The following is a 23,897-nucleotide window of genomic DNA, read 5'->3' on the forward strand; positions in this document are numbered from 1 at the left end:
AAAGCCCCTGCCGTGCGGGCAGGGGCTTGGAGGGAGACGCTGGATGCGGGGGAGAGATCAGAGGCCGCCGGGGCCGCAATCCTTGCTCAGGTAGTCGGCCATGAGCGTCAATGTCGTCCGGAAGTGCACGGGGTACCAGGGCATGCTGTGCGGCATGTCGGGGATCAGCTCGAACCGGGCCGGCACCTTGCCCTGTACGCCGTTGTAGAAGTTCTTCGCATGGAAGGACGGCGTGCGTACGTCACGGTCGCCGACGAACGTCAGCAGAGGAATCGTGGCCTTCGCGGTGTTCTGCATCGGGTCCATGCCCTTCACCGTGCGCCCCTGCAGGATGCGTTGCAGGCGGTTCTGACTCCAGGAGGTGCCCAGCCGGCCAAGATCGGTGACCGGGGCACCCGCGATGGCGCACTGGTAGGGCGACGGGCTCCGGACCGTCGCAGCGGCAGCCGCGAAACCGCCATAGGAATAGCCGAAGATCGCGATCCGGTCCTTGGCGGCGATGCCTTGCGAGACCAGCCAGGCAGCGCCGTCGTCCTTGTCGTCCTGCATCTTCTGGCCCCACTCGGCGTCACCTGCCAGCCAGAGCTTGCGGCCAAGGCCAGAGCTGCCGCGGTACTGCGGACGCAACACGGCATAGCCGCGCGAAGTGAAGAACGGTACCCAGCCTGATGCATCCCAGCCGGTGTAGTCGCGCGCCCACGGCCCGCCGTGCGGATGCATGAGTGCCGGCAGCGGGCCGTCGCCCTGCTTCCAGCCCGGCGGGAGGTCCAGAATCGCCGGAATCTGCAGGCCATCGCGTGCGGTGTAGGTCACCCAGCGTTGTTCGCCAATCTGCTTGCTGTCCACCCAGGGGCGCTCATTGCCGAGCGGCACGACATCCTTGCGATCGGCCAGGATGAAGTAGCTCTTCGGGTTGCGGTTGCTCTCCGTGGTGAACAGGACGCGCGAAAGGTCGTCGTTGTAACCGGTGATGTAGACGCTCAGGCCGGGATAGGCTTTCTGCAGGCCCTCCTGCAGGGCTTTCATCTGCGGATCCACGTACACGGCCTGCCGCTGGGGGCCGTCTATATAGAAGCCGAGGACCTGGTTGAAGTTGCTCTTGCGCGTGCCCAGGATCAGTGAACTGATCGAGAAGGATGGATGGGCGGCCAGGGGCTCCTTGTCGAACTCCTTCTTGGCGGGATCGTACAGTCGCGCCTGCACCAGGTCAGAGAACTGGTCGGTCAGCACGTACAGCTTGCCGCTGTCATCGTCTATGCCGACGATTTCCACCGTATAGCGTTCGCTCAGTCGGGTGGTCAGGGGGGCGTGCACTTCGAACTGGCCGGCGCTGTTCTTGATCAGAATGCGCTGTTCGAAATCGTCGGAGCCGGCGGATTCGACCTGGGTCTGCGTCAGGACTTCACCTGTCCGGGGGTGAAACAGGCCAGGTGATGTGCGCGAGCTGCCCTTGAACAGCAGTTCGGTCTGGCCGGTGCGCAGGTTGAAGCGGTAGTAGTTGGCCTGCAGCGTGGCTTCGTTGAGCTGACTGATGATGACCCTGTCTGCATCCAGCGGCAGTCCATGGACCAGCGAGGCGGTACCCGCAAGTTCGAGGCAGCGAAGGGTCTCGGGGCTGACCCCGAGCGTGCGGGTGTTGTTGGCGAAAGCCTCGTCGAACTTGGTCTGGGTGGCGTCGGTGAGGTAGGCCTTGGTCAGGAAGGTCTTGGTGGCTCCCGTACTGTTGCCTTCACCGCAGCCGCCGAGTTTTCCTGTCCATTCCTGGCGTCCGATGACGAGGTTGCGTCCCGCCTTCAGTGCGCTTGCCGCGATGAACTTCATCCGGTCACCGGATGGCGTGATGGCGACTGGACCGGCGCCGAGGTTGTCCAGGTTCCAGTTGGCCAGAGCGGTATCACTGTTGTTGCTACCAGGCGCGGCGACGATGGCCACCAACTGCTTGCCGTCGGCGCTCATGGTGACCGACTGGATGGTTGGGATCCTGGCGAAATCCTCGGCTGGCAGAGGGCTTGCGAGGGCAGGGGCAATGCACAGCGCCGCCAGAGCGGCGGCGCCAAGGCGGGCGGGGGTCAAGCGCAGTTCCATGGTCGGCAGGGTCCTTGTGGCGGGCACATCAACATGACCTGAAGATGAACGAAGGCGTGGGGTTAGTCAACTTGGCGTGAAAGCCCTGTGGATTTGTCCTGCCGGGGGAGTAAGCCCAAAGAAAGACCCCGCCGGGGCGGGGTCTTCGGTGTGGCGAGGGCGGAAATCAGTTGCCGCCGAACTCGTACTTGGCCTGCACGTAGATGGCGCGCCCGTAGGCGTTGTACAGGTAATTGTTGTACGGCTGGCCGCTGGTCCCGGCGAAGCTGAAGCGCTGGTTGTCCGGCATCTTGTTGAACACGTTGTTGACCATCAGCGACAGGGTCAGGTTGTCCAGCGCGCGATAGTTCACGCTCAGGTTGTAGGTGGTGTAGGACCCCCACTTGCCTGCCTTGTAGCCGGAGCTGTGGACGTAGTCGTAGCCATTGCCCACGTAGGCCATGTAGTTCGGCGTCTTGCCGATGTAGTTGGCATACAGGGTGGTGGTCCACTTGTCCTTGGCCCAGCCGACCGAACCATCGGCACGCACCTTGGCGTACGAGTCGTATACCCACATCGCGTACGGGTCACGCAGCAGGTCCAGGAACTCATCGCCCGGCTGCGGCTGCAGTTCGCGCTTGAGCATGTCGGTGTAGTTGCCCGAGAACTGCAACGAACCGAAGCGGCCCATGTCGTGCACGTACTTGAAGCTGGCGGTCAGCGCTTCCAGGTTCTGGCGGGCGACGTTCATCTTCGGGGTGTAGATCTCGTCCAGCACGCCGGACGCATCGCGGGTGATCCAGTCGTCGACGTTCTGGCAGCTGGCCGAGGTGTTGTTGGCCTGACCGCCACGGCAGTAGTACTCGGCCAGCAGCAGCTGGTCGGAGCTGAGCGTATCGACCTCGTTCTTGATCTTCCAGTTGTAGTAGTCCACCGACAGCGACAGGTTGTTGATCGGTGCCCACACAACACCTGCGTTCCAGACGTCGGCGGTGATCGGTTCCAGGTCCGGATTGCCGGCGCGGGTGCCGAACACCGAGACGCTGTCATACGGGCAACCGGTGGTGTTGGCCGGGTCGTAGCCCAGCTGGCCGCAACGGTAGTAGTCGGTGGAGCCGTTGGCATAGTAGCCGCTGCGGCCCTGGAATGCGTCGGACAGGGTCGGCGCGCGGAAGGCAGTGCCGTACTTGCCGCGGAACAGCAGGCTCTCGATCGGGCGGAACTCGATGCCGATGCTGTAGGTGGACTTGTCGACGGTGTTGCTGCCGATCTTGAAGGCGTCGTAGCGGCCGGAGCCGGTGACTGTCAGCGTGTCATGCAGCGGCAGACGCAGCTCACCGGTCACCGCATAGTTGCTGCGGTGGCCGGCGCCGGAGACCGCCGTGGTGCCCCAGACGCTGCCATCCATCAGGCCCGGATCGGGGCTGTAGTCCCAGCCTTCACTGCCACCTTCAACGACCACGGCCAGGCCGGCGTCGCCGCCCGGCAGCTTGAACAGTGAGCCGTTGGTGACCTGTGCACGGGCCAGGTTCTGCCAGGTACGGCTCTGGCTGTAGCTGTAACCGGTGAAGGTCTGGAAGTCTCCGGCCGGCAGCGGCGCGTAGAAGGCTTCCCAGTTCGGGCTGTAGATGTCGTAACCGGTGCTGGTGGTGCCCAGCACCGGGCCGAGCACGCGCTGTTCGAAGTAATCGTTGATCGGGTCATTCCAGCGCACGAAGTTGCGCTCGGTCAGCTTGTACTCGCCGCGGGTGAAGCTGAGGCTGTAGTCCCAGTTGCCGGCCGTGCCGCGGCCGCCCAGCGTTACCTGGTAGGCCTTGTTGCGGTCGGTGTTCATGATGTCGCGGTAGCCGGCGCCACCGATGTCTTCCGGGGCGAACACCCGCTGCAGGTTCATGTACTGGCCGCTGGCCTGGTCATAGAAGCGGCCCCAGCCGGACGAGGTGCCCCACCAGGTGTAGCCGGAACCCGTCGCGTACTTGACCTCTTCCAGGCTGTACAGCGCATCGCCGAACAACTGGAAGTTGTCATTCACGTCGAAGGTGGCAGAACTGTAGATCTGCGCGCTTTCCTTGCCGTTCTTGATGGTCTTGTAGCCGGTGCCATAGGTGGAGCCACATGCCTGGCCGGTGGGCCGGGTGCCGAGCACCGTGGTGCCATCGAACTGCCCGGCCACATTGGCGCACAGGTTCGGGTCCATCATCGCGTAACGGTTGTTGTTGGCCGGCAACAGCACCAGGAAATCGTTGGAGACGTACTGCGGGCTGTAGCCGTCGGGATTGTTGACCTTGGTCAGGTCGCGCTGGTAACCCCAGATCGGGCTGGTCTTCTCATACTGCACGTTGACCAGCGCATGGAAGCGATCATCCACGCCATTGAAGCCGCGGGCGCCGCTGAGGCGGAAGCTGTTGCCGCCGCCTTCACTGTAGGCGCCACCACGTACGTTGAGGACGCCACCATCCATGCGTTCCTTGAGGATGATGTTGACCACGCCAGCGATCGCATCGGAGCCATACAGTGAGGATTGGCCGCCCGGCAGGATCTCGATGCGCTCGACGATGTCGATCGGAATGCCGCTGATGTTGTTGAACGTATCGCCGCCGTTGTACAGCGCCGGATACGAAAGCATCGGGCGACCGTTGATGAGGTACTTGGTGTAACCCGGGCTGAGGCCGAACATGCCGGCGGCTTCGGCGCCCTGGGTGAACGAGGCCGAGGTCTGGCCGCCCTGCAGGCCACCCGTGGACAGCGAGGACTGCTGCAGGACATCGGCAACGCTGGTGAAGCCGCGGGTCTGGATGTCCTCGGCGGTCACGGTCAGGACCGGCGTGTGGTTCTCGATCTCGGTCTGCGGAATCAGCGACCCGGTGACCGTCACGCGGTCAAGCTGGGTCGGCGCATTGTTGCTTTGCGCCAGGGCCGTGCCGGAGGCGAGCAGCGTGCCGAGGAGGGCGAGGGTCAGTGGGTGGCGCGAGAGTATGGAACGATGGCGAGACATGGAAAATCCCCGTAGTGAGATGTCTTGGCGACCGGCTTCCATGTCGGTTTAACGATCTGTTCAGTTGCATTCCATTCAGCCGGACCGTAACACGCACTTAACGCAGAGTGCACACGATCGTCATTTCGTCAATCGGCGTTTGGCCTGAAAAATGTCGGCAGATCAATGGTTAACGCCAATTGTTTTGGTGTGTTTCAAAAGATGGCGATATGAAGGTCAATCTGTCGTAGTGCATTTGCTGCTTCTGCATCAGTGCTTTACCGAAGGCTTCCTGGAACCAAAAAAAAGGCCCCGCCGAAGCGGGGCCTGGTCCAGACACGGAGTCCGGAAAACGACGGGATCAGAAGTTGTACTTGACCTGGGCCGAGATCTGGCGGCCGTAGACGCTGTAGAAGCCGTCGTTGAACGGGGTCGATTCGTTGCCCGGGTAGTTGTAGCGCTGGCCTTCCGGCAGCTTGTTGAACACGTTGTTGACCATCAGCGACAGGACCAGATCTTCCTGTGCCTGGTAGTTCATGCTCAGGTTGTACGTGGTGTACGAACCCCACTTGCCGGCCTTGGCGCCGGAGGAGTGGACGTAGCCGTAGCTGCGGCCGGTGTAGGCCAGGTAGTTCGGGGTGCTGCCGACGTAGTTGGCGTACACAGTGGTGGTGAACTTGGCGATGTTCCAGGCCACCGACAGATCGCCGCGGACCTTGGCGAAGTTGTCGTAGTACCACATGTTGTACGGGTCGCTCAGCAGGTCGAGCTTGGCGGCGCCCGGCATCGGCTGCACTTCACGCTTCAGCATGTTGGTGTAGTTGCCGGAGAACATCAGCGAGCCGAAGCGGCCGATATCCTGCTGGTACTTGGCCGCCACGGTCACCGCTTCCAGGTTCTGGCTGGCAACGTTGAGCTTCGGCGTGTATACGCGGGTCAGGTTGCCACCGGCGTCGCGGGATATCCAGTTGGTCACGTCACCGCAGCTGGCCGAGGTGTTGTTCGGCAGGCCGTTGTGGCACTGGTACTCGGCCAGCAGCAGCTGGTCCGAGCTCAGGGTCTTGACCTCGTTCTTGATCTTCCAGTTGTAGTAGTCGGCCGACAGCGAGAAGTTGCTGACCGGGGCCCACACCACACCTGCGCTCCAGACATCGGCGGTGATCGGCTTCAGGTCCGGGTTGCCGGACTTTTCGCTGTACACCGAGGTGTTCTTGTAGAACGAGCAGGCCTCATCACGCAGGCCATAACCCATCTGGCTGCAGCGGTAGTAGTCGTTCTGGCCGGACGAGTACGAACCGCTCATGCCCTGGAAGGCATCGGACAGGGTCGGTGCGCGGAAGGCGGTACCGTACTTGCCGCGCAGCAGCAGGCTCTCGATCGGACGGAATTCCAGGCCGATGCTGTAGGTGGCCTTGTCGACGGTCTTGTCGGCGATCTTGAAGGCGTCATAGCGGCCCGAGGCGCTGACGGTCAGGGTGTCGTGCAGCGGCATGCGCAGTTCGCTGGTGACCGCGTAGTTGCTGCGGTGGCCGGCGCCGGCGACGGCGGTGGTGCCCCACACATTGCCATCAACGAACGCCTGGTCCGGCGAGTAATCCCAACCTTCGCTGCCACCTTCCAGCACGACGGCCAGGCCGGCATCACCGCCCGGCAGGCTGAACAGCGAGCCGTTGGTCACCTGCACGCGACCCAGGTTCTGCCAGGTCTTGCTGCGGTGGGTACCGTAGCCGGTGAAGCTGGCGAACTGGTCCGGGGTGATCGGCGAGTAGAAGGCCGCATAGTCCGGGTTGTAGATGCCGAAGCCGCCAGCCGAGGTGCCCAGGCGCGGGCCCAGCACGGTCTGGCCGAAGAAGTCTTCGATCTTGTCCTTCCAGCGCACGAAGCGATTCTGGTCCAGGCGGTACTCGCCACGGGTGAAGCTGGCGCTGTAGTCCCAGTCGCCGACCATGCCCTTGCCGCCCAGGGTGACCTGGTAGGCACGGCTTTCGTCGGAGTTCATGATGTTGTTGTAGTGGCCCGGGCCGATTTCTTCCGGCGCGAAGGCGCGCTGCAGGTTCACGACCTTGCCCAGGCCCTGGTCGTAGAAGCCGCCCATGACCGACTTGGTGCCCCACCACAGGGCGCTCGAGCCGGAGGTGAACTCGGTCTTTTCCTTGCTGTACAGCACGTCGGCGAACAGCTGGAAGTTGTCGTTCACGTCGAAGGTCATCGACGAGTAGAACTGGCCGCTGTTCTTGCCGTTCTTCAGGGTCTTGTAGCCGGCGCTGTACACCGAACCGCAGGACTCGCCCGACGCGCGCTGGCCGACCACGGTGGTGCCGTCATACAGCCCAGCGACGTTGGCGCAACGGCTCGGGTCCATCATCAGCAGCTTGTTGTCAGCGTTGGTGATGACGGCGAAGTCGTTCGACGGAACCTGGGCGGTGTAGCCGACCGGGTTGTTCTGGCGGGTGATGTCGCGCTGGTAGCCCCAGATCGGGCTGCCGTTCTCGATCTGCACGTTGAACAGCGCATGGAAGCGGTCGTCGAAGGCGTTGATGCCCTTGGCAGCGCTGAAGCGGATGTTGCTGCCGCCGCCTTCGGTGTAGGTGCCGCCACGGAGGGTCATGGTGCCGCCGTCCATGCGCTCCTTCAGGATGATGTTGACCACACCGGCGATCGCGTCCGAGCCGTACAGCGAGGACTGGCCGCCCGGCAGCACTTCGATCCGCTCGACGATGTCGATCGGAATGCCGCTGATGTTGTTGAAGGTTTCGCTGCCGTTGTACAGCGCCGGATACGAGAGCATCGGGCGGCCGTTGATCAGGTACTTGGTGTAGCCCGGATTCAGGCCGAACATGCCGGCGGCTTCGGCGCCCTGGGTGAACGAACCCGAGGTCTGGCCGCCCTGCAGGCCGCCAGTGGTCAGCGACGACTGCTGCAGCACTTCAGCAACACTGCTGAAGCCGCGGGTCTGGATGTCTTCGGCGGTGATGGACATCACCGGGGTCTGGGTTTCAACCTGGGTCTGCGGGATCAGCGAACCGGTGACGGTGATCTTGTCCAGGTTGGTCGCCTTGTCCTGCGCCATTGCCGGGGCGGCGGCCATCAGAGCGGAAATCAGGGCGACGGCGAGCGTGTTGCGACGTGCGGTGTTGCTTACGTAGTTCATGTAGTTCCATTGGAGAGCAAAAACAAAAACGGCACTGCGCATGCGCCATCGCGCGGGCTGGAAATGCCAGCTCCGCAGCCCAAAACAGTGCGGGTCGAACGTAACATGAACTTAACAATCTGTGCACGAATCTGTAGCAATCCTGAATTTCAGTCAGGTTACGTCCAGCTTGTATGATGCTCGGTTATTCCCCCTGACCCCGCCGGTGCTCGTTGTGAACAGTTCTCCCCGCCGTCCCCATGCAAGCCAGGTCCAGAAGGGACTCACGCCGCATGCCCGCATCCGCAATGTGATCGCGGTTGGTTCGGGCAAGGGCGGCGTCGGCAAGTCGACCACCGCGGTCAATCTGGCCGTGGCGCTGCAGCAGCTCGGCGCGCGCGTGGGCGTGCTCGACGCCGACATCTATGGCCCCAGCGTGCCGGCAATGCTGGGCCTGTCCGGCCGTCCGGAAAGCCCGGACAACAAGAGCATCGAGCCGCTGCGTGCGTTCGGCGTCGACACCATGTCGATCGGCTACCTGATCGAAGAGGACACGCCGATGATCTGGCGTGGGCCGATGGCCACCTCGGCGATGACCCAGCTGTTCAACGACACCTTGTGGGACGACCTGGACTACCTGCTGATCGACCTGCCGCCGGGCACCGGCGACATCCAGCTGACCCTGACCCAGAAGATCCCGCTGGCCGGTGCGGTGATCGTCACCACGCCACAGGACATCGCCACGCTGGACGCGAAGAAGGCGCTGAAGATGTTCGAGAAGGTCGAGGTGCCGGTGCTGGGCATCGTCGAGAACATGGCGGTGCATACCTGCAGCAGCTGCGGGCATGTCGAGCACCTGTTCGGCGAGGGCGGCGGCGAGCGAATGGCCGCGCAGTACGGCGTGCCGTTGCTCGGTTCGCTGCCGCTGCAGATCGGCATCCGCGAGCAGGGCGATTCCGGTACCCCGATCACCGTGGCCCAGCCGGATTCGGTCCCGGCCCAGGCCTACCGCCATGCCGCGCAGCGCCTGATCGAGGAGGTTGGCAAGCGTCCGCGTGCCTCGATCCCGATCCTGTCGTCGCTGCTGTAAGTGCCCGGGCAGGGGCCGCCGGCGACGCCCGGCCCCCTGCTAGAATCCTCGCGCCCCCTCGCACCCCAGGACAAAGCATGAGCATCAAGAGTGACCGTTGGATCCGCCGCATGTCCGAGCAGCACGGCATGATCGAGCCGTTCGAGGCCGGGCAGGTCAAGCAGGCCAACGGCGAGCGCATCGTCAGCTATGGTACCTCCAGCTACGGCTACGACGTGCGCTGCTCGCGCGAGTTCAAGGTGTTCACCAACATCAACTCGACCATCGTCGATCCCAAGCACTTCGATCCGGGCAGCTTCGTGGATATCGTCGGCGATGAATGCATCATCCCGCCCAACAGCTTCGCGCTGGCGCGCACCGTGGAGTACTTCCGCATCCCGCGCGACACCCTGGTGGTGTGCCTGGGCAAGAGCACCTACGCGCGCTGCGGCATCATCGTCAACGTGACCCCGCTGGAACCGGAATGGGAAGGGCACGTCACCCTGGAATTCAGCAACACCACGCCGCTGCCGGCGCGCATCTACGCCAATGAAGGCGTAGCGCAGATGCTGTTCTTCCAGGCGGCCGCCGACGACATCTGCGAGACGTCGTACCGCGATCGTGGCGGCAAGTACCAGGGCCAGACCGGCGTGACGCTGCCGCGGACCTGAAGATTGCAGGCGATTTGTGAAGCCGAGCATGGCTCGGCTCTACATGAAGGAGGGCGGCGCAATGCGCCGCCTTCTTTATTTCCCGCGACCGAACAGCATCGCGATGCCGACACCCACCAATGCCACCGGCCACCAGGTCAGCAGCAGCTTGGACAGGTTCAGGTGCGTCCAGCCCAGGTTGCTGGCGAGCATGAACAGGCCGATCAGGATCAGCAGGACGGCGGCAACGAGGTTGAATCGCATCGGGTCGGCAAACGCTCAGGACTGGGCTGGATATCCTAGCCGTTCCTTCCAGTAGGCGACATGCTGGTCCAGCGCACCCGGCTCGTAGCGGTGCGCGGGGCCGCTGCCCCAGACCGGGCCCGGCCACGCGGGGTCGCCGTCATGGCGGCCGATCACATGGAAATGCAGCTGGCGCACGATGTTGCCCAGCGCACCGATATTGATCTTCTCCACCCCGTCGGCGCCCTTCAGGGCCTTGCAGGCGCGGTTGAGCTCGGTGCGCAGCTTGTCCTGCTGCTCGCCGTCCAGCTCGATCCACTCGGTCACCCCGGCCAGACGCGGTACCAGCACCAGCCAGGGGAATCGTTCGTCGTTCATCAGCCGCACTTGCGACAACGGTCCTTCGGCCACCAGCACGCTATCGGTGGCCAGGCGTGAATCGAGTTCGAAATCGCTCATCCAAGATGCTCCGAGAAGAAGTCCAGGGTGCGTTGCAGCGCCAGGGTGGCGCTGTCTGGATCATACGCATGTCCGACCTCCCGGTTGAAGGCGTGGTCGGCCGGATAGACGAAGGTGGCCATCTGCGGCAGCTTCTCGCGATGGGCCTGGACCGCCTCCGGCGGGATGCTCTTGTCCTGGGCGCCGAAGTGGAAGATCACCGGGGCCTTGGGCGTCTCATCCAGAAACTGGACATTGCGCGCACCGTAATAGCTGACCGAGGGCAGGCCCAGGCGCAGGGCCGACAGCATCGCCACCGTGCCGCCCCAGCAGTAGCCCACCGTGCCGACCTTGCCTTGGGGCGCCAGCCGGGTGGCGGCTGCACGCACGACCTCCAGCGCCTTCTCCATGCCCAGTGCGGTCACCCGTTCCAGGCCCTGCTTCACGCCTTCGGCGTCATAGGGCAGGGCATCCGGATCGGCTTCTGCACCGTCGACCAGGTCGAAGAACGACGGCGCCAGCACCGCGTAGCCTTCGGCCGCGAAGCGCTCCGCTACGCCGCGGATGTGCGGGTTGGCGCCGAAAATTTCCTGCACCACCACCAGCCCGCCACGCGGGGTGCCCTCCGGCAGGGCCTGCCAGGCCCGTACCGGGCCGTGATGCGTATCCAGGGTGATCCACTCGGCCATCGTTTCCATCTCGTTGTGGGGAACAGAACGGCATTGTCGGTGCAGCGTGGGTTAGCGCGATGTCAGCGGCTGTGCGGGATCGGGCGGCTGGCCATTCAGAGCGCGGCCGCCAACCCCGGTATACTGGCGCCCTTTCAGGCCCCGGCCCCCAGGAACCCCTGCCACGACGGCAGGGGCCCAGGCCCCCAGAGTCCCGCGATTCCATGTCCCAGCTGAACCCCAAAGTCGGCTTCGTCAGCCTTGGCTGCCCGAAGGCCCTTGTCGATTCCGAACGCATCCTTACCCAGCTCCGCTCGGAAGGCTACGACATCGTGCCGTCCTACGATTCGGCCGACGTGGTGGTGGTCAACACCTGCGGTTTCATCGATTCGGCAGTGACCGAATCGCTGGACGCGATTGGCGAGGCGATGAACCAGAACGGCAAGGTCATCGTCACCGGCTGCCTGGGCAAGCGCCCGGAGCAGATCCGCGAGGCGTACCCCAACGTGCTGGCGGTGTCCGGCCCGCAGGACTACCAGAGCGTGATGGAAGCGGTGCATGAAGCGCTGCCGCCCAAGCACGATCCGTTCGTGGACCTGGTGCCCGACTACGGCATCAAGCTGACCCCGCGCCACTACGCCTACCTGAAGATTTCCGAGGGCTGCAACCACAAGTGCAGCTTCTGCATCATCCCGTCGATGCGTGGCAAGCTGGTCTCGCGCCCGGTGGATGAGGTGCTGCGCGAAGCCGAGCGCCTGGTGCGGGGCGGCGTGCGCGAGCTGCTGGTGGTTTCGCAGGACACCTCGGCCTATGGCGTGGACGTGAAGTACGCCGAGAAGATGTGGCGCAACAAGGCCTACCAGACCCGCCTGAAGGCGCTGTGCGAAGGCCTGTCCGAGCTGGATGCGTGGGTGCGCATGCACTACGTCTACCCGTACCCGCACGTGGACGAGGTGGTGCCGCTGATGGCCGAGAACCGCATCCTGCCGTACCTGGACATTCCGTTCCAGCATGCCAGCCCGCGCATCCTGCGCCTGATGAAGCGCCCCGGCGCGGTCGAGAAGACCCTGGAGCGCGTACAGAACTGGCGCCGTATCGCCCCGGACATCACCGTGCGTTCGACCTTCATCGTTGGCTTCCCGGGCGAGACCGAGGCCGATTTCGAAGAGCTGCTGTCGTTCCTCGACGAAGCGCAGCTGGACCGCGTCGGTGCGTTCGCCTATTCGCCGGTGGAAGGCGCCACCGCCAACGACCTGCCCGATGCGGTACCGGAGGAAGTGAAGCAGGAGCGCCTGGCCCGTTTCATGGAAAAGCAGGCGCGGATTTCCGCGGCACGCCTGGAAGCCAAAATCGGCACCGTGCAGCAGTGCCTGGTCGACGCCATCGAAGGCGATATCGCCGTGGCCCGCTCCAAGGCCGATGCCCCGGAGATCGACGGCCTGGTGCACATCCAGAATGCCGACCAGGTGCCGCTGCGCGTGGGTGAGTTCGTCGACGTGGAAATCACCGAGAGCGACGAGCACGACCTGTACGGTGACGCGCTGCCGGCCGCTACCCGCCCGGCATTCGATCTCAAGATGCTGTGACCACCGCGACGACCGCCGCCGGTGACGGCAGCGGTGTCCGCCGCTTCGTGCCGCCGCCGCGTGCGGCGGTCGATCCGCAGGTGTTCGCGCACCCGGTGTTTGCCGGATTGCGCGACGTTCGTGATCTGTTGGAAGGCCCGGAGTGGCCGTCCATTGCAGCGCTCGAGGCACGCCTCACGCTGCCCGGCAAGCACCTGGTCGAGCAGGATGCCGCGCTGCTGGCTGACGGCCTGCACTACGAAGCCCGCATCGCGCAGGGGCTTATCGCCACCCGCGCCGACAACTGGCACGACCTGTTCAATGCACTGGTGTGGGCCCGTTACCCGCAGCTCAAGCAGGCCCTCAATGTGCAGCAGTGCCGGCATATCGAGGCGATGCCGCCGGGCCAGCGCAACCGTGCGCAGGCCGCGTTGACCCAGTTCGACGAGACCGGCGTGATCGTGCGCGTGCGCGATGACTCGTTTATGCGTGCGTGGGATGGGCATGACTGGCATGCATTGTTCGAGCCAGCGCACTGGCTGAGCGGAGACATCGCCATCGCTGCGGTATTCGGGCACGCGCTGATGGAGCAGGCGCTGCTGCCGGAACGCCGTCTGGTGGGCAAGTGCGTGGTGGTGCGCGACGAAGTCGATGATGCCTGCGTTGACGCAGTGACCGCGGCCATCGCCGAGGGCAGGGCAGTGACCGATCCGCTGCAGCTGCGGCCCCTGCCATTGGCCGGTATTCCCGGCTGGCATGGCGTGCAGGATTCCGCCTTCTATCGCAATGCCGATTATTTCCGCCCGCTGCGTGCCGGTCGCCAGTATCCGTTGCCGCTGGTGGGGTTGCCGTTGTAGAGCCGAGCCCATGCTCGGCTGCGTTTGCCCATCAGCCGAGCATGGGCTCGGCTCTACAAAGGGCAGGCAGTCGAGCCATGCTCGACGCTACACAGGCTCGTACTCCACCCCGATCACCGCAAAGGTGAACTGCCCGCCGGGCAGCTCTACCGAGAACTCATCATCCAGCCGCTTCTTCAGCAGCGCACGTGCCAGCGGCGAATCGATGCTGATCCAACCCAGGCCTGCATCGGTCTCGTCCGGGCCGACAATGCGATAGCGGCTGGTGTCGCCACTGTCCACGTTCTCCAGTTCCACCCACGCGCCGAAAAACACCGCCTGCGGATCAGTCGGCGTGGTGTCGACCACGCGCAGCGATTCCAATCGCTTGGTCAGGTAGCGCACGCGACGGTCGATCTCGCCCAGCTGCTTCTTGCGGTAGGTGTACTCGGCGTTTTCCGAACGATCGCCTTCTGCGGCGGCTGCGGCCAGTGCCTTCACCACCTCGGGGCGGCGCACCCGCCACAGGTCATCCAGTTCGGCCTTCAGCCGTGCGTGGCCGGAGGCGGTGATCAGGGCAGTGCTTTTTTCTGCGGGGGGACGCCAACGGGACATGCGGTAAGACTTCTTTTCAGGGGAACGATGGGGTCGGAGCCCTTTCCCGTGGAAAGAGCTCTGACCGCCAGTGGCGGTGAATCAACGCTTGCCGCCGAAGATGCCGCCCAGCAGGCCACGCACGATCTGGTTGCCCAGCTTGGTGCCGACCGTGCGCGTGGTCTGCTTGGCCATCGTCTCGATCATGCCCTGGCGGCGCTTGGTGCCGAAAATCGCATCCTTGATCGCCTGGCCGAAACCGCCTTCCTGCGCTTCGTCCTGCTCGCGGCTGCGGGCGGCCGGCGCCTGCGCCTGCTCGACCGTCTTCTGCGCGCGCTGGGCCAGCAGTTCGGCGGCCGATTCACGGTTGATCGCCGTGTCGTAACGACTGCCGACCGGGCTGCCGGCACGCACCTGGGTACGCTCGGTCTCGGTGATCGGTCCCATCCGGCAGCGCGGCGGCGCGATCATCGTCTGCTGCACCGGCATCGGCACACCCTTGTCCTGCAGCGTGGACACCAGCGCCTCGCCGGTGCCGAGCTGGCTGAGCACCTTGGCCACGTCCAGCTTCGGGTTCGGCACGAAGGTTTCGGCAGCGGTCTTTACTGCCTTCTGGTCGCGCGGGGTGAACGCACGCAACGCGTGCTGCACGCGGTTGCCCAGTTGGCCGAGGATGTTGCCCGGCACGTCGTCGGGGAACTGCGAGCAGAAATACACGCCCACGCCCTTGGAGCGGATCAGGCGCACCACCTGCTCGATGCGCTGCACCAGCGACGGCGGTGCGTCGTCGAACAGCAGGTGGGCCTCGTCGAAGATGAAGACCAGCTTCGGCTTGTCCAGGTCGCCCACCTCCGGCAGCTGCTCGAACAACTCCGACAGCAGCCACAGCAGGAAGGTGGAATACAGCTTGGGCTTGAGCACAAGCTGGTCGGCGGCGAGGATGCCGATCACGCCGCGGCCGTCGTGATTGACCCGCATGATGTCGGCCAGCTCAAGCGCCGGTTCGCCGAAGAAATTCTCGCCACCATCCTGCGCCAGGCGCAGCACCGAACGCTGGATCGCGGCGATCGACTGCGCACTGACCAGGCCGTACTCGGTGGATATGTCCTTGCGCTCCTCGGCCACCAGGCCGAGCAGGGCGCGCAGGTCGTCCATGTCCAGCAGCAGCAGGCCACGGTCGTCGGCCAGCTTGAACACGATGTCGAGCACGCCGGACTGGGTGTCGTTCAACTCGAGGATGCGCGCCAGCAGGGTCGGGCCCATCTCGCTGACCGTGGTGCGCACCGGATGGCCGAGCTTGCCGTACAGGTCCCAGAAAATGGTGGGGCTGGCGGCCGGCGCATAGTCGGCCACGCCGATCTCGGCAGCACGCGTCAGCAGGTTCTCGGCACCGGTCCCGGGAACAGCCAGGCCGGACACATCGCCCTTAACATCGGCCAGGAACACCGGCACGCCCAGCCGCGAGAAGCCCTCGGCCAGGGTCATCAGGGTGACCGTCTTGCCGGTGCCGGTGGCGCCGGCCACCAGGCCGTGGCGGTTGCCGAGTTTCGGCAGCAGGGTGACGGCAATATCGTCGGTAATGCCTTTGCCGAGCAGAATCGGATCCATGGTCCAGCCCTTGTGGTGAATAGCCCAATGTTAACCGCCGGCGGTGACGGGCCGAAGGTCGGCTTGCCCGGACCTTGGCGGCGCCGCTACTCTGCCTGCCTGTTTCGCACACAGTGCCATCAATGCCCGTTCCTGTCCTGATTTCCCGCGGTTGGCCGCTGCTGGCCCTGGCCGGCCTGGTTTCCCTGGCGCCCGACGCCCATGCGCAGCGGGTTTCGGCCCGGGACAAGGTGAAGGTGGATGCGCTGCAGCAGCGCATGACCGTCGCCGAAAAGCGTTACAGCGACGCCCTGCTGCTGGTCGCCAATGCCGACCCCAAGGGCAGCAACGAGGCCGATGCCGCGCTGGAAGACATGGAAGATGTCCTCAACGACTGCGTGAAGCAGAAGGGCTGCCAGATGGGCACCCTGCTTGCCAGCTACAAGCGCCTGCTCAAGCACGACGCTGATGCCGCTGCCAGCGACGACGTGGCCGACGAGGGCGGTGACCGCCTGGAAGCCGACCCCGACCATATCGGCCCGCTCACCGCCGACGTGCCGGAGGCCGCGCGCGCCGCCGCGCTGCTCAACGACAAGCGGCATGCCTTCGACAGCATGGTCGAGTACAACCCGGCCGTGCAGGCCGGCATCCGCCGTTGGCTGACCGACATGCGTCCCGCGCTGCTGACCAGCTACGAGAACTACCAGAACCTGCGTGCGGTGATGTGGCCGGAGTGGGAGAAGCGCGGCCTGCCCGAGGCGCTGCTGTTCGGCATCATGGCCAAGGAGTCCAACGGCCGCGTGCATGCGTCCTCGCGCGCCGGCGCCGCCGGCCTGATGCAGTTCATGCCGGCCACCGGTCGCCGCTTCGGCCTCGGCCCGGACGGCACCGGCTTCGATACGCGCTTTGACGCGCGCAGCGCCGCCGAGGCCAGCGCCAGTTACCTCAACGAGCGTCTACGCGAGCTGAACAACAACGTGGAAATGTCGGTGGCCGCCTACAACGGTGGTGAAGGCCGTGCCGCGCGCGTGTTCAAGCAGAGTGCTGGCCAGAGCTTCTGGACCGACAGCGTCTACAACCAGTTCCCGGGCGAGACCAAGGACTACGTGCCGATGGTGATCGCCGCCGCCTGGATCTTCCTGCACCCGCAGCAGTACGGCGTGGAATTCCCGAAGATCAGCGCGCAGCCGGCCACGCTGCGCCTGGCCAAGTCCACTACCATCTACGAACTGACCATCTGCCTGGGCAGCCACGGCACCCGCGATGGCTACATGCGCGCGCTGCGCAACCTCAACCCGCGCTATGAAGCCGACGGCTGGATTCCGGCCGGCACGCTGATCAATGCCACCACCCGCATCGCCGGCCTGTACCAGCGCAACTGCGTCAGCGGCCCGCGTGCCGATCTGGCCCGCACGCTGATCACCGCCGATCTGAACGCAGCGATCAAGCGTCCGACCGCTGCCAGCTACACCGGCAGCGTGGCCGTGGGCGGTGTGGTGCCGGTGGCCGATGCCGCCGCGTCCACCAGCGTGCCGACCACACCGGCCGCTCCGGTAGCTACGCCGCGCCCGCAGGCACGGCCGAAGCCGGTGCGCAGCCACAAGGTGGGCCGGGGTGAGACCCTGGGCGCCATCGCCGCGAAATTCCAGTGCGACGTGCCGACCCTGGCCCGCGCCAACGGCCTGAAGGCCCCGGCCTACAGCCTGCGCCACGGCCAGACGCTGAAGCTGCAGGGCTGCGACAAGTAATCCTCCCGACCCCTGGAATCCGCATGGACCTCGAAGACACCCGCAACCTGTTCGCCAACCTCCGCGAAAACACCGACTGGGACATCACCGGCCCGTTGCTGTGGGGGTATTTCTTCGTGCATTCCACTGCTGAGCCGTTGCAGGTACTGGCTGACCATCTGCAGGCGCAGGGCTACTCCTTCGTGGAACTGTTCGAGCAGGAGCCGGAAGAGGGCGACGCGCCGTTCCACGTGCTGCATGTGGAGCGTGTGGAGATTCACGACGAAGCCTCGCTGGACCGTCGCAACCAGGAGTTCGCGGCGCTGGCCGCGGAGAAGGGCGTGGAAGACTACGACGGCATGGACGTAGGTCCAGCCCCGGCCCTGCAGTAGCGCGCTTCTGGCTGTAGAGCCGAGCCCATGCTCGGCTTCCTTTGCCCACAGAAATGCATGACCGGTTGCAGCCAGCAGCCGAGCATGGGCTCGGCTCTACATGTACCTCAGCGCAGCGTCGCCAGCGCCTGGCCCAGCTGCACCGGGCTTTCGGCGCCCAGCTGCGGCGCGAACTCGGCCACGCCCGGCGGCAGCAGCACGATCACGGTCGAACCGTAGTTGAAGCGCGCCATCTCGGCGAAGCGCTCCAGCTGGATGCCCTGGCCGCGGTAATCCTTGCGGGTGATGCGGTCACCGTAGGCCGGGATCTCCTCACCGCTCCATACGGTCTCCACGCCGGACACCAGCAGTGCACCGACCATCACGCTCACCATCGGGCCGAAGCTGGTATCGAAGTGGCAGACCAGGCGCTCGTTGCGGGCGAACAGGCGCGGCACGCCGTTCACCGCGGCCGGGCCGACGCTGAACAGGCGGCCCGGCACGTGCACGGTCTCGCGCAGGGTGCCGGTCCACGGCATGTGCACGCGGTGGTAATCGCGCGGCGACAGGTACACGGTGGCGTACAGGCCGTCGTTGTACGGCTTGGCGTCTTCGTCGCTGCCCAGCAGTTCGGCGGCGGTGAACGACTGGCCCTTGGCCTGGAAGATCCGGCCGGCCTCGATCTTCCCCAGCTGGCTGATGCGGCCGTCGGCCGGCATCACCAGGCTGCGCGGATCGGCATCGGCCACGCGCGCCCCCGGCTTCAGCGCACGCGTGAAGAACTGGTTGAAGGTGGCATAGCTGCGCGGGTCCGGGTTGGCCGCTTCGTCCAGGTTGACGTTGAACTTGCGGGTGACGGTGTCGATCAGCCAGCGCGACACGCGCGGATCGTCCGAGTACGCCAGCGAACGCGCCATCGAGGACAGCAGGCGGTGGGGCAGGGCGTACGTCAGGGCGGTGGTGAGGCTCATGGGGCGGTTTTCTCGGTCAGCTTCTGCAGGTCGCGGGCAATGGCCGGCGCGTTGAACGGGGGCCGCACCAGGCCGGCAAGGCGGCCCTGCGGGTCGAGCACGGCCAGGCTGGCCGAGTGCTCGACGGTGTAATCCTCAGGGTTCTCGTCGAAGTGCTTGCCCGGCACCTTCTGGAACACGAAACCCAGCGAAGTGGCAAAGCGCTCCAGCGACGGGATATCGGCGGTGGCGGCCAGGGTGTCCTTGTGGAAGCCGTGCACGTACTCGCCCAGGCGTGTGGCGCTGTCACGGTCCGGGTCGACCGAGATGAACAGCACGCGCGGGCGCAGGCTGTCGGGCAGGGCCTCCCACTGGTTCTGCGCGCCGGCCAGCTCGGCCAGAGTGGTGGGGCAGACGTCGGGGCAGAAGGTGAAGCCCAGGAACACCAGGGTCCAGTGGCCCTTCAGCTCGCCCGGAATCAGGCGGGTGCCGTCGGACTGGGCCAGGTTGAAGTCGGGCAGTTCGCGCGGCTGCGGGTACAGCGTGATCGCTTCGGTGGCCGGGGCGTTGGCCGGTGGCTTCGGCGCGAACACCTGCTGGGCGGCCAGCAGGCCCAGGCCCGCCGCCAGGGCGATCAGCAGGATGATGCCGGCGTTGCGATTGAACATGGGAGCCCCCGCGCGAAGTGGGCTCCATCATACCGGCTGCGGCCCGATCGTTTCTGCCGCAACGGATGCCGCCACGGGCGCCAGCCCCTATAATCGGGGGCCACTTTGCCCGCAGTACCGCCATGACCGCTGAAACGGCCGCCGAACTCCACACGATCATCGATCTGATCCGCTACGGCACCAGCCGTTTCAACGAAGCCGGGCTGACCTTCGGTCACAGCTACGACAATGCGCTGGACGAGGCCACCCAGCTGGTGCTGCACAGCCTGCACCTGCCGCACGATCTGGGCCCGGCCTATGGCCAGGCGCGCCTGCTGCAGGCCGAAAAGCTGCGCGTGCTGGAACTGTTCCAGCGTCGCATCGATGAACGCATCCCGGCCGCCTACTTGACCGGTGAGGCCTGGTTCGCCGGCCTGAGCTTCAAGAGCGACAAGCGCGCCCTGGTGCCGCGTTCGCCGATCGCCGAACTGATCGAATGCGGCTTCGAGCCGTGGCTGGCCGGCCGCGATGTCAGCCGCGCGCTGGATCTTTGCACCGGTTCGGGCTGCATCGCCATCGCCATGGGCCATTACTACCCGAACTGGGAAGTGGATGGCGTCGACCTGAGCGACGACGCGCTGTCGCTGGCCGAAGAGAACAAGGAACGCCTGCAGGCGCACAACGTCACCCTGCTCAAGTCGGACCTGTTCAACGGCCTGACCGGCCGCCACTACGACCTGATCGTCACCAACCCGCCGTACGTCACCAACGACGAGACCGATGCCCTGCCGCAGGAATACTCCTACGAGCCGGAGATGGGTCTGCGTGCCGGCGATGACGGCCTGGACCTGGTGCTGAAGATCCTGCGCGATGCCCCGCTGCACCTGAGCGAAGACGGTCTGCTGATCTGTGAAGTGGGCGAGTCCGAACAGCATCTGGTCAAGCTGCTGCCGGAAGTCGATTTCGCCTGGATCGAGTTCAAGGTTGGCCAGATGGGCATCTTCGCGGTCGAGTGCCGCGAACTGATCGCCCACAGCGCCCGCATCACCGAACTGGCGGCGCAGCGCCCGTGAGCTCCAATTCGTTCGGCAAGCTGTTCACCGTCACCACGTTCGGCGAGTCGCACGGGCCGGCCATCGGCTGCGTGATCGATGGCTGCCCGCCGGGGCTGGCGCTGGACGCGGCCGAATTCGCCCACGACCTGCAGCGTCGCGCAACCGGCAAGAGCCGGCACACCTCGGCGCGTCGCGAAGCCGATGAGGTCGAGATCCTGTCCGGCGTGTACGAGGGCCTGACCACCGGCACGCCGATCGCGCTGCTGATCCGCAACACCGACCAGCGCAGCAAGGACTACGCCAACATCGGCCAGCAGTTCCGGCCGGGTCATGCCGACTACAGCTACTGGCACAAGTACGGCATCCGCGACCCGCGCGGTGGCGGCCGTTCCTCGGCACGCGAGACCACCATGCGCGTGGCCGCCGGCGTGGTCGCCAAGAAGTGGCTCGCCGAGCGCTTCGGCGTGACCGTGCGTGGCTACCTGTCGCAGCTGGGCGACATCACGCCGGCCGGTTTCGACTGGTCGGCGGTGGAAGACAATCCGTTCTTCTGGCCGCACGCCGCACAGGTGCCGGAACTGGAGGCGTACATGGATGCGCTGCGCAAGTCCGGTGATTCGGTCGGTGCGCGCGTGGACGTGGTCGCCGACAACGTGCCGCCGGGCTGGGGCGAGCCGATCTACGGCAAGCTCGATGGCGAACTGGCCGCTGCGCTGATGAGCATCAACGCGGTGAAGGGGGTGGAGATCGGCGACGGTTTCGCCAGCGCAGCGCAGAAGGGCACCGAGCACCGTGACCTGCTGACCCCGCAGGGCTTCGCCAGCAACCATGCCGGCGGCATCCTCGGTGGCATTTCCACCGGCCAGCCGGTGGTCGCCTCGATCGTGTTGAAGCCGACCTCCAGCCTGCGCCTGCCGGGCCCGTCGCTGGACACGGCCGGCAACGTGGTCGAGGTGGTCACCACCGGCCGCCATGATCCCTGCGTCGGCATCCGTGCCACCCCGATCGCCGAGGCGATGGTGGCGATGGTGCTGATGGACCAGGCGCTGCGTCATCGCGCGCAGTGTGGCGATGTCGGCACGATCACCCCGCGCATTCCCGGGCAGATCGATGGCTGACACGCGGCCGACGGTGTGGGTGAGCCAGCCGCTGATCGACGCGGCCATCGCGCCGTTGCGCGATCGCGTACAGCTGCGCAGCACCGACACTGTCACCGCCTGGTCGCCCGATCAGATCGCCGAACAGCTGGCCAGCGCCGACGGCGCCATCATCACGCTCAACGAGCGCATTGGTGCGGCCCAGGTGGCCGACGCCGCACAGCTGCAGGTGATCGCCAATGTCGGCGTCGGCTACAACAACCTGGATGTCGACGCGCTCAGCGCCGCCGGCATTCTCGCCAGCAACACGCCGGACGTCCTGACCGGGACCACCGCCGATCTCGGCTTCGCGTTGCTGATGGCCACTGCACGCCGCATCACTGAATCCGAGCGCTGGCTGCGCGAAGGGCAGTGGCAGCAGTGGTCGTTCCAGACCATGCTCGGTGCCGACATCCACGGCAGCACGCTGGGCATCCTCGGCATGGGCCGCATCGGCCAGGGCATTGCCCGCCGCGGTGCACACGGGTTCGGCATGAAGGTGCTGTACCACAACCGCTCGCAGCTGCCGGCCGCGACCGAAGCGGAAGTGGGCGCCACCTATGTGGACCTGGATACGCTGCTGGCACAGTCCGACCACCTGCTGCTGGTGCTGCCGTACACGCCGGCCTCGCACCATCTGATCGATGCCGTCGCGCTGGCGAAGATGAAGCCGTCGGCAACGCTGGTGAACATCGCCCGTGGTGGCCTGGTTGATGAGATCGCGCTGGCCGATGCGCTGGCCAACGGTCGCCTTGCCGCAGCGGGCCTGGATGTGTACGAAGGCGAGCCGAAGGTGCGCCCCGAACTGCTGGCGCTGCGCAATGTCGTGCTGACTCCGCATATCGGCAGCGCCTCGCTGGCCACGCGCACGGCGATGGTACAGCTGGCCGTGGATAATCTGGTTGCCGGGCTCGGCCTGGACGGCGGCCTGTCGCGCATGCCGAGCGCGATCAACGCTGACGCGGCGATGGCCGCGCGCGTGACTCTGGGCAAAAAAACCGGGAAACGATAGGGAACCTCCGCGCGCCCCGCTTGAGGAGGTTCCCCGAACCCAGCTGTCGTGCGTGTTTCTTCCCCATTCCCGTTTTCGTGAGAGTTTCCCCCATGAGCAATGCACAGCGCAGTTTCCACGTCGCCGTCGTCGGTGCCACCGGTGCGGTCGGCGAGACCATGTTGTCGATCCTGGCCGAGCGTGATTTCCCGGTCGGTACCCTGAGCGTTCTCGCTTCCGAGCGTTCGGCCGGCGGCGAGATCGAGTTCAACGGCCAGAAGGTCAAGGTCCAGGACCTGGCTACCTTTGATCCGAGCGGCGTCGAGATCGCCCTGTTCTCGGCCGGCGGCAGCGTGTCCAAGGAATACGCGCCGAAGTTCGCAGCAGCGGGCGCTGTGGTGATCGACAACTCCTCGGCCTTCCGTTACGACGATGACGTGCCGCTGGTGGTGTCCGAGGTCAACCCGGAGCAGGTCGCCAACCGTCCGCGCGGCATCATCGCCAACCCGAACTGCTCGACCATGCAGATGCTGGTGGCACTGGCACCGCTGCACCGCAAGTACGGCATCGAGCGCATCAACGTCTCCACCTACCAGTCGGTGTCTGGCGGCGGCCGTTCGGCAACCGAGGAACTGGGCAAGCAGACCGGCCAGCTGCTGAGCTTCCAGGAGATCGATCCGCAGCGCTTCCCGGTGCAGATCGCCTTCAACCTGATCCCGCACATCGATGACTTCCAGGACAACGGTTTCACCAAGGAAGAGATGAAGCTGATCTGGGAGACCCGCAAGATCCTCGGTGACGACAGCATCCTGGTGAACCCGACCGCGGTGCGCGTGCCGGTGTTCTACGGCCACTCCGAATCGGTGGCGATCGAAACCCGCGACAAGGTGACCGTGGCCGAAGCGCGCGCGCTGCTGGAACAGTCGCCGGGCGTTGAAGTGGTGGACCGCCATGAAGCCGGTGGTTATCCGACTCCGGTCACCCATGCCTCGGGCACCGATGCGGTGTATGTCGGCCGTATCCGTGAAGACCTGTCGCATCCGCGCGGCCTGAACCTGTGGATCGTGTCGGACAACGTGCGCAAGGGCGCGGCGTTGAATGCCGTGCAGCTGGCCGAGCTGGTCGCCGCCGAGCCGCGCTGATGGAGAGGCCGGGCAATCCCCGGCCTTTTCTGTAGAGCCGAGCCTACGCTCGGCTCAGGC

General features: G+C 65.4%; 20 protein-coding genes. 10 read left to right on the top strand and 10 right to left on the bottom strand.

The window, feature by feature from the left end; genetic code table 11:
• Window positions 1-57: 57 nt before the first annotated feature.
• The 3 genes from RI032_RS14720 to RI032_RS14730 all read right to left on the bottom strand — a co-directional run bounded on the left by RI032_RS14720 (window position 58) and on the right by RI032_RS14730 (window position 8,189).
• Window positions 58-2,085, bottom strand: a complete 2,028-nt coding sequence (locus RI032_RS14720; protein WP_322547202.1) for an alpha/beta hydrolase family protein — start codon at window positions 2,083-2,085, stop codon at window positions 58-60.
• 166 nt (window positions 2,086-2,251) lie between these two features.
• Window positions 2,252-5,059, bottom strand: coding sequence for a TonB-dependent receptor domain-containing protein (locus RI032_RS14725; RefSeq protein WP_322547203.1), 2,808 nt, complete (start codon window positions 5,057-5,059; stop codon window positions 2,252-2,254).
• A 340-nt stretch (window positions 5,060-5,399) separates the two neighbouring features.
• On the bottom strand, window positions 5,400-8,189 hold the full coding sequence (locus RI032_RS14730) for a TonB-dependent receptor plug domain-containing protein (RefSeq protein WP_010483016.1): 2,790 nt from the start codon (window positions 8,187-8,189) through the stop codon (window positions 5,400-5,402).
• Window positions 8,190-8,403: 214 nt separating this feature from the next.
• Here RI032_RS14730 and apbC point away from each other — a divergent pair, with 214 nt between their 5' ends.
• Both apbC and dcd read left to right on the top strand, forming a co-directional pair.
• Entirely contained in the window at window positions 8,404-9,258 is an 855-nt protein-coding gene (gene apbC, locus RI032_RS14735; protein WP_026347084.1) for an iron-sulfur cluster carrier protein ApbC, read from the top strand.
• 77 nt (window positions 9,259-9,335) lie between these two features.
• A complete protein-coding gene (gene dcd / locus RI032_RS14740; protein WP_010483020.1) occupies window positions 9,336-9,908 on the top strand; it encodes a dCTP deaminase in 573 nt (190 codons plus the stop codon).
• A gap of 75 nt (window positions 9,909-9,983) precedes the next feature.
• Here dcd and RI032_RS14745 read toward each other — a convergent pair whose 3' ends face one another.
• The 3 genes from RI032_RS14745 to RI032_RS14755 are packed head-to-tail and all read right to left on the bottom strand — an operon-like array spanning window position 9,984 to window position 11,257.
• The gene (locus RI032_RS14745) at window positions 9,984-10,151 is read right to left on the bottom strand and encodes a LiaI-LiaF-like domain-containing protein (protein WP_005418011.1); all 168 of its coding nucleotides are present in this window, start codon (window positions 10,149-10,151) and stop codon (window positions 9,984-9,986) included.
• 15 nt (window positions 10,152-10,166) lie between these two features.
• The gene (locus RI032_RS14750) at window positions 10,167-10,589 is read right to left on the bottom strand and encodes an HIT domain-containing protein (RefSeq protein ID WP_010483023.1); all 423 of its coding nucleotides are present in this window, start codon (window positions 10,587-10,589) and stop codon (window positions 10,167-10,169) included.
• On the bottom strand, window positions 10,586-11,257 hold the full coding sequence (locus tag RI032_RS14755) for a dienelactone hydrolase family protein (protein ID WP_019338605.1): 672 nt from the start codon (window positions 11,255-11,257) through the stop codon (window positions 10,586-10,588). Before RI032_RS14755 ends, RI032_RS14750 begins: the two co-directional genes overlap by 4 nt.
• A 203-nt stretch (window positions 11,258-11,460) precedes the next feature.
• Here RI032_RS14755 and rimO point away from each other — a divergent pair, with 203 nt between their 5' ends.
• Together rimO and RI032_RS14765 are read left to right on the top strand one after the other, a co-directional pair.
• Window positions 11,461-12,822: a 30S ribosomal protein S12 methylthiotransferase RimO gene (rimO, locus tag RI032_RS14760; protein WP_322547204.1), complete on the top strand. Its 1,362-nt coding sequence runs from the start codon at window positions 11,461-11,463 to the stop codon at window positions 12,820-12,822.
• Window positions 12,819-13,658 (top strand): DUF3025 domain-containing protein, encoded by an 840-nt coding sequence (locus RI032_RS14765; protein ID WP_191863469.1) that lies wholly within the window; start codon window positions 12,819-12,821, stop codon window positions 13,656-13,658. The genes rimO and RI032_RS14765 overlap by 4 nt, the downstream gene beginning before the upstream one ends.
• Window positions 13,659-13,745: 87 nt before the next feature.
• Here RI032_RS14765 and greB read toward each other — a convergent pair whose 3' ends face one another.
• Together greB and RI032_RS14775 are read right to left on the bottom strand one after the other, a co-directional pair.
• Window positions 13,746-14,252 (bottom strand): transcription elongation factor GreB, encoded by a 507-nt coding sequence (gene greB, locus RI032_RS14770; protein ID WP_019336668.1) that lies wholly within the window; start codon window positions 14,250-14,252, stop codon window positions 13,746-13,748.
• Between the two features lie 81 nt (window positions 14,253-14,333).
• Window positions 14,334-15,839, bottom strand: a complete 1,506-nt coding sequence (locus RI032_RS14775) for a helicase HerA-like domain-containing protein (protein ID WP_019336667.1) — start codon at window positions 15,837-15,839, stop codon at window positions 14,334-14,336.
• A 122-nt stretch (window positions 15,840-15,961) separates the two neighbouring features.
• Here RI032_RS14775 and RI032_RS14780 point away from each other — a divergent pair, with 122 nt between their 5' ends.
• On the top strand, window positions 15,962-17,566 hold the full coding sequence (locus RI032_RS14780) for a transglycosylase SLT domain-containing protein (protein ID WP_010483035.1): 1,605 nt from the start codon (window positions 15,962-15,964) through the stop codon (window positions 17,564-17,566).
• Between the two features lie 23 nt (window positions 17,567-17,589).
• Window positions 17,590-17,937: a ribonuclease E inhibitor RraB gene (locus RI032_RS14785; RefSeq protein WP_010483037.1), complete on the top strand. Its 348-nt coding sequence runs from the start codon at window positions 17,590-17,592 to the stop codon at window positions 17,935-17,937.
• Window positions 17,938-18,044: 107 nt separating this feature from the next.
• Here the strand turns inward: RI032_RS14785 and asd are convergent, their stop codons facing one another.
• Both asd and RI032_RS14795 read right to left on the bottom strand, forming a co-directional pair.
• A complete protein-coding gene (asd, locus tag RI032_RS14790; protein ID WP_019336666.1) occupies window positions 18,045-18,887 on the bottom strand; it encodes an archaetidylserine decarboxylase in 843 nt (280 codons plus the stop codon).
• Window positions 18,884-19,534: an SCO family protein gene (locus RI032_RS14795; RefSeq protein WP_010483041.1), complete on the bottom strand. Its 651-nt coding sequence runs from the start codon at window positions 19,532-19,534 to the stop codon at window positions 18,884-18,886. Before RI032_RS14795 ends, asd begins: the two co-directional genes overlap by 4 nt.
• A gap of 122 nt (window positions 19,535-19,656) precedes the next feature.
• Here RI032_RS14795 and prmB point away from each other — a divergent pair, with 122 nt between their 5' ends.
• From prmB to RI032_RS14815, 4 genes are all read left to right on the top strand, one after another.
• Window positions 19,657-20,586 (top strand): 50S ribosomal protein L3 N(5)-glutamine methyltransferase, encoded by a 930-nt coding sequence (gene prmB, locus RI032_RS14800; RefSeq protein WP_010483043.1) that lies wholly within the window; start codon window positions 19,657-19,659, stop codon window positions 20,584-20,586.
• Window positions 20,583-21,686 (top strand): chorismate synthase, encoded by a 1,104-nt coding sequence (aroC, locus tag RI032_RS14805; protein ID WP_010483045.1) that lies wholly within the window; start codon window positions 20,583-20,585, stop codon window positions 21,684-21,686. The genes prmB and aroC overlap by 4 nt, the downstream gene beginning before the upstream one ends.
• Window positions 21,679-22,716, top strand: a complete 1,038-nt coding sequence (locus RI032_RS14810; protein ID WP_010483047.1) for a 2-hydroxyacid dehydrogenase — start codon at window positions 21,679-21,681, stop codon at window positions 22,714-22,716. Before aroC ends, RI032_RS14810 begins: the two co-directional genes overlap by 8 nt.
• A gap of 92 nt (window positions 22,717-22,808) precedes the next feature.
• A complete protein-coding gene (locus tag RI032_RS14815) occupies window positions 22,809-23,837 on the top strand; it encodes an aspartate-semialdehyde dehydrogenase (RefSeq protein ID WP_180865662.1) in 1,029 nt (342 codons plus the stop codon).
• The last annotated feature ends 60 nt before the right edge of the window (window positions 23,838-23,897 follow it).

Source organism: Stenotrophomonas geniculata (assembly GCF_034508895.1).
GTDB lineage: Bacteria > Pseudomonadota > Gammaproteobacteria > Xanthomonadales > Xanthomonadaceae > Stenotrophomonas > Stenotrophomonas geniculata.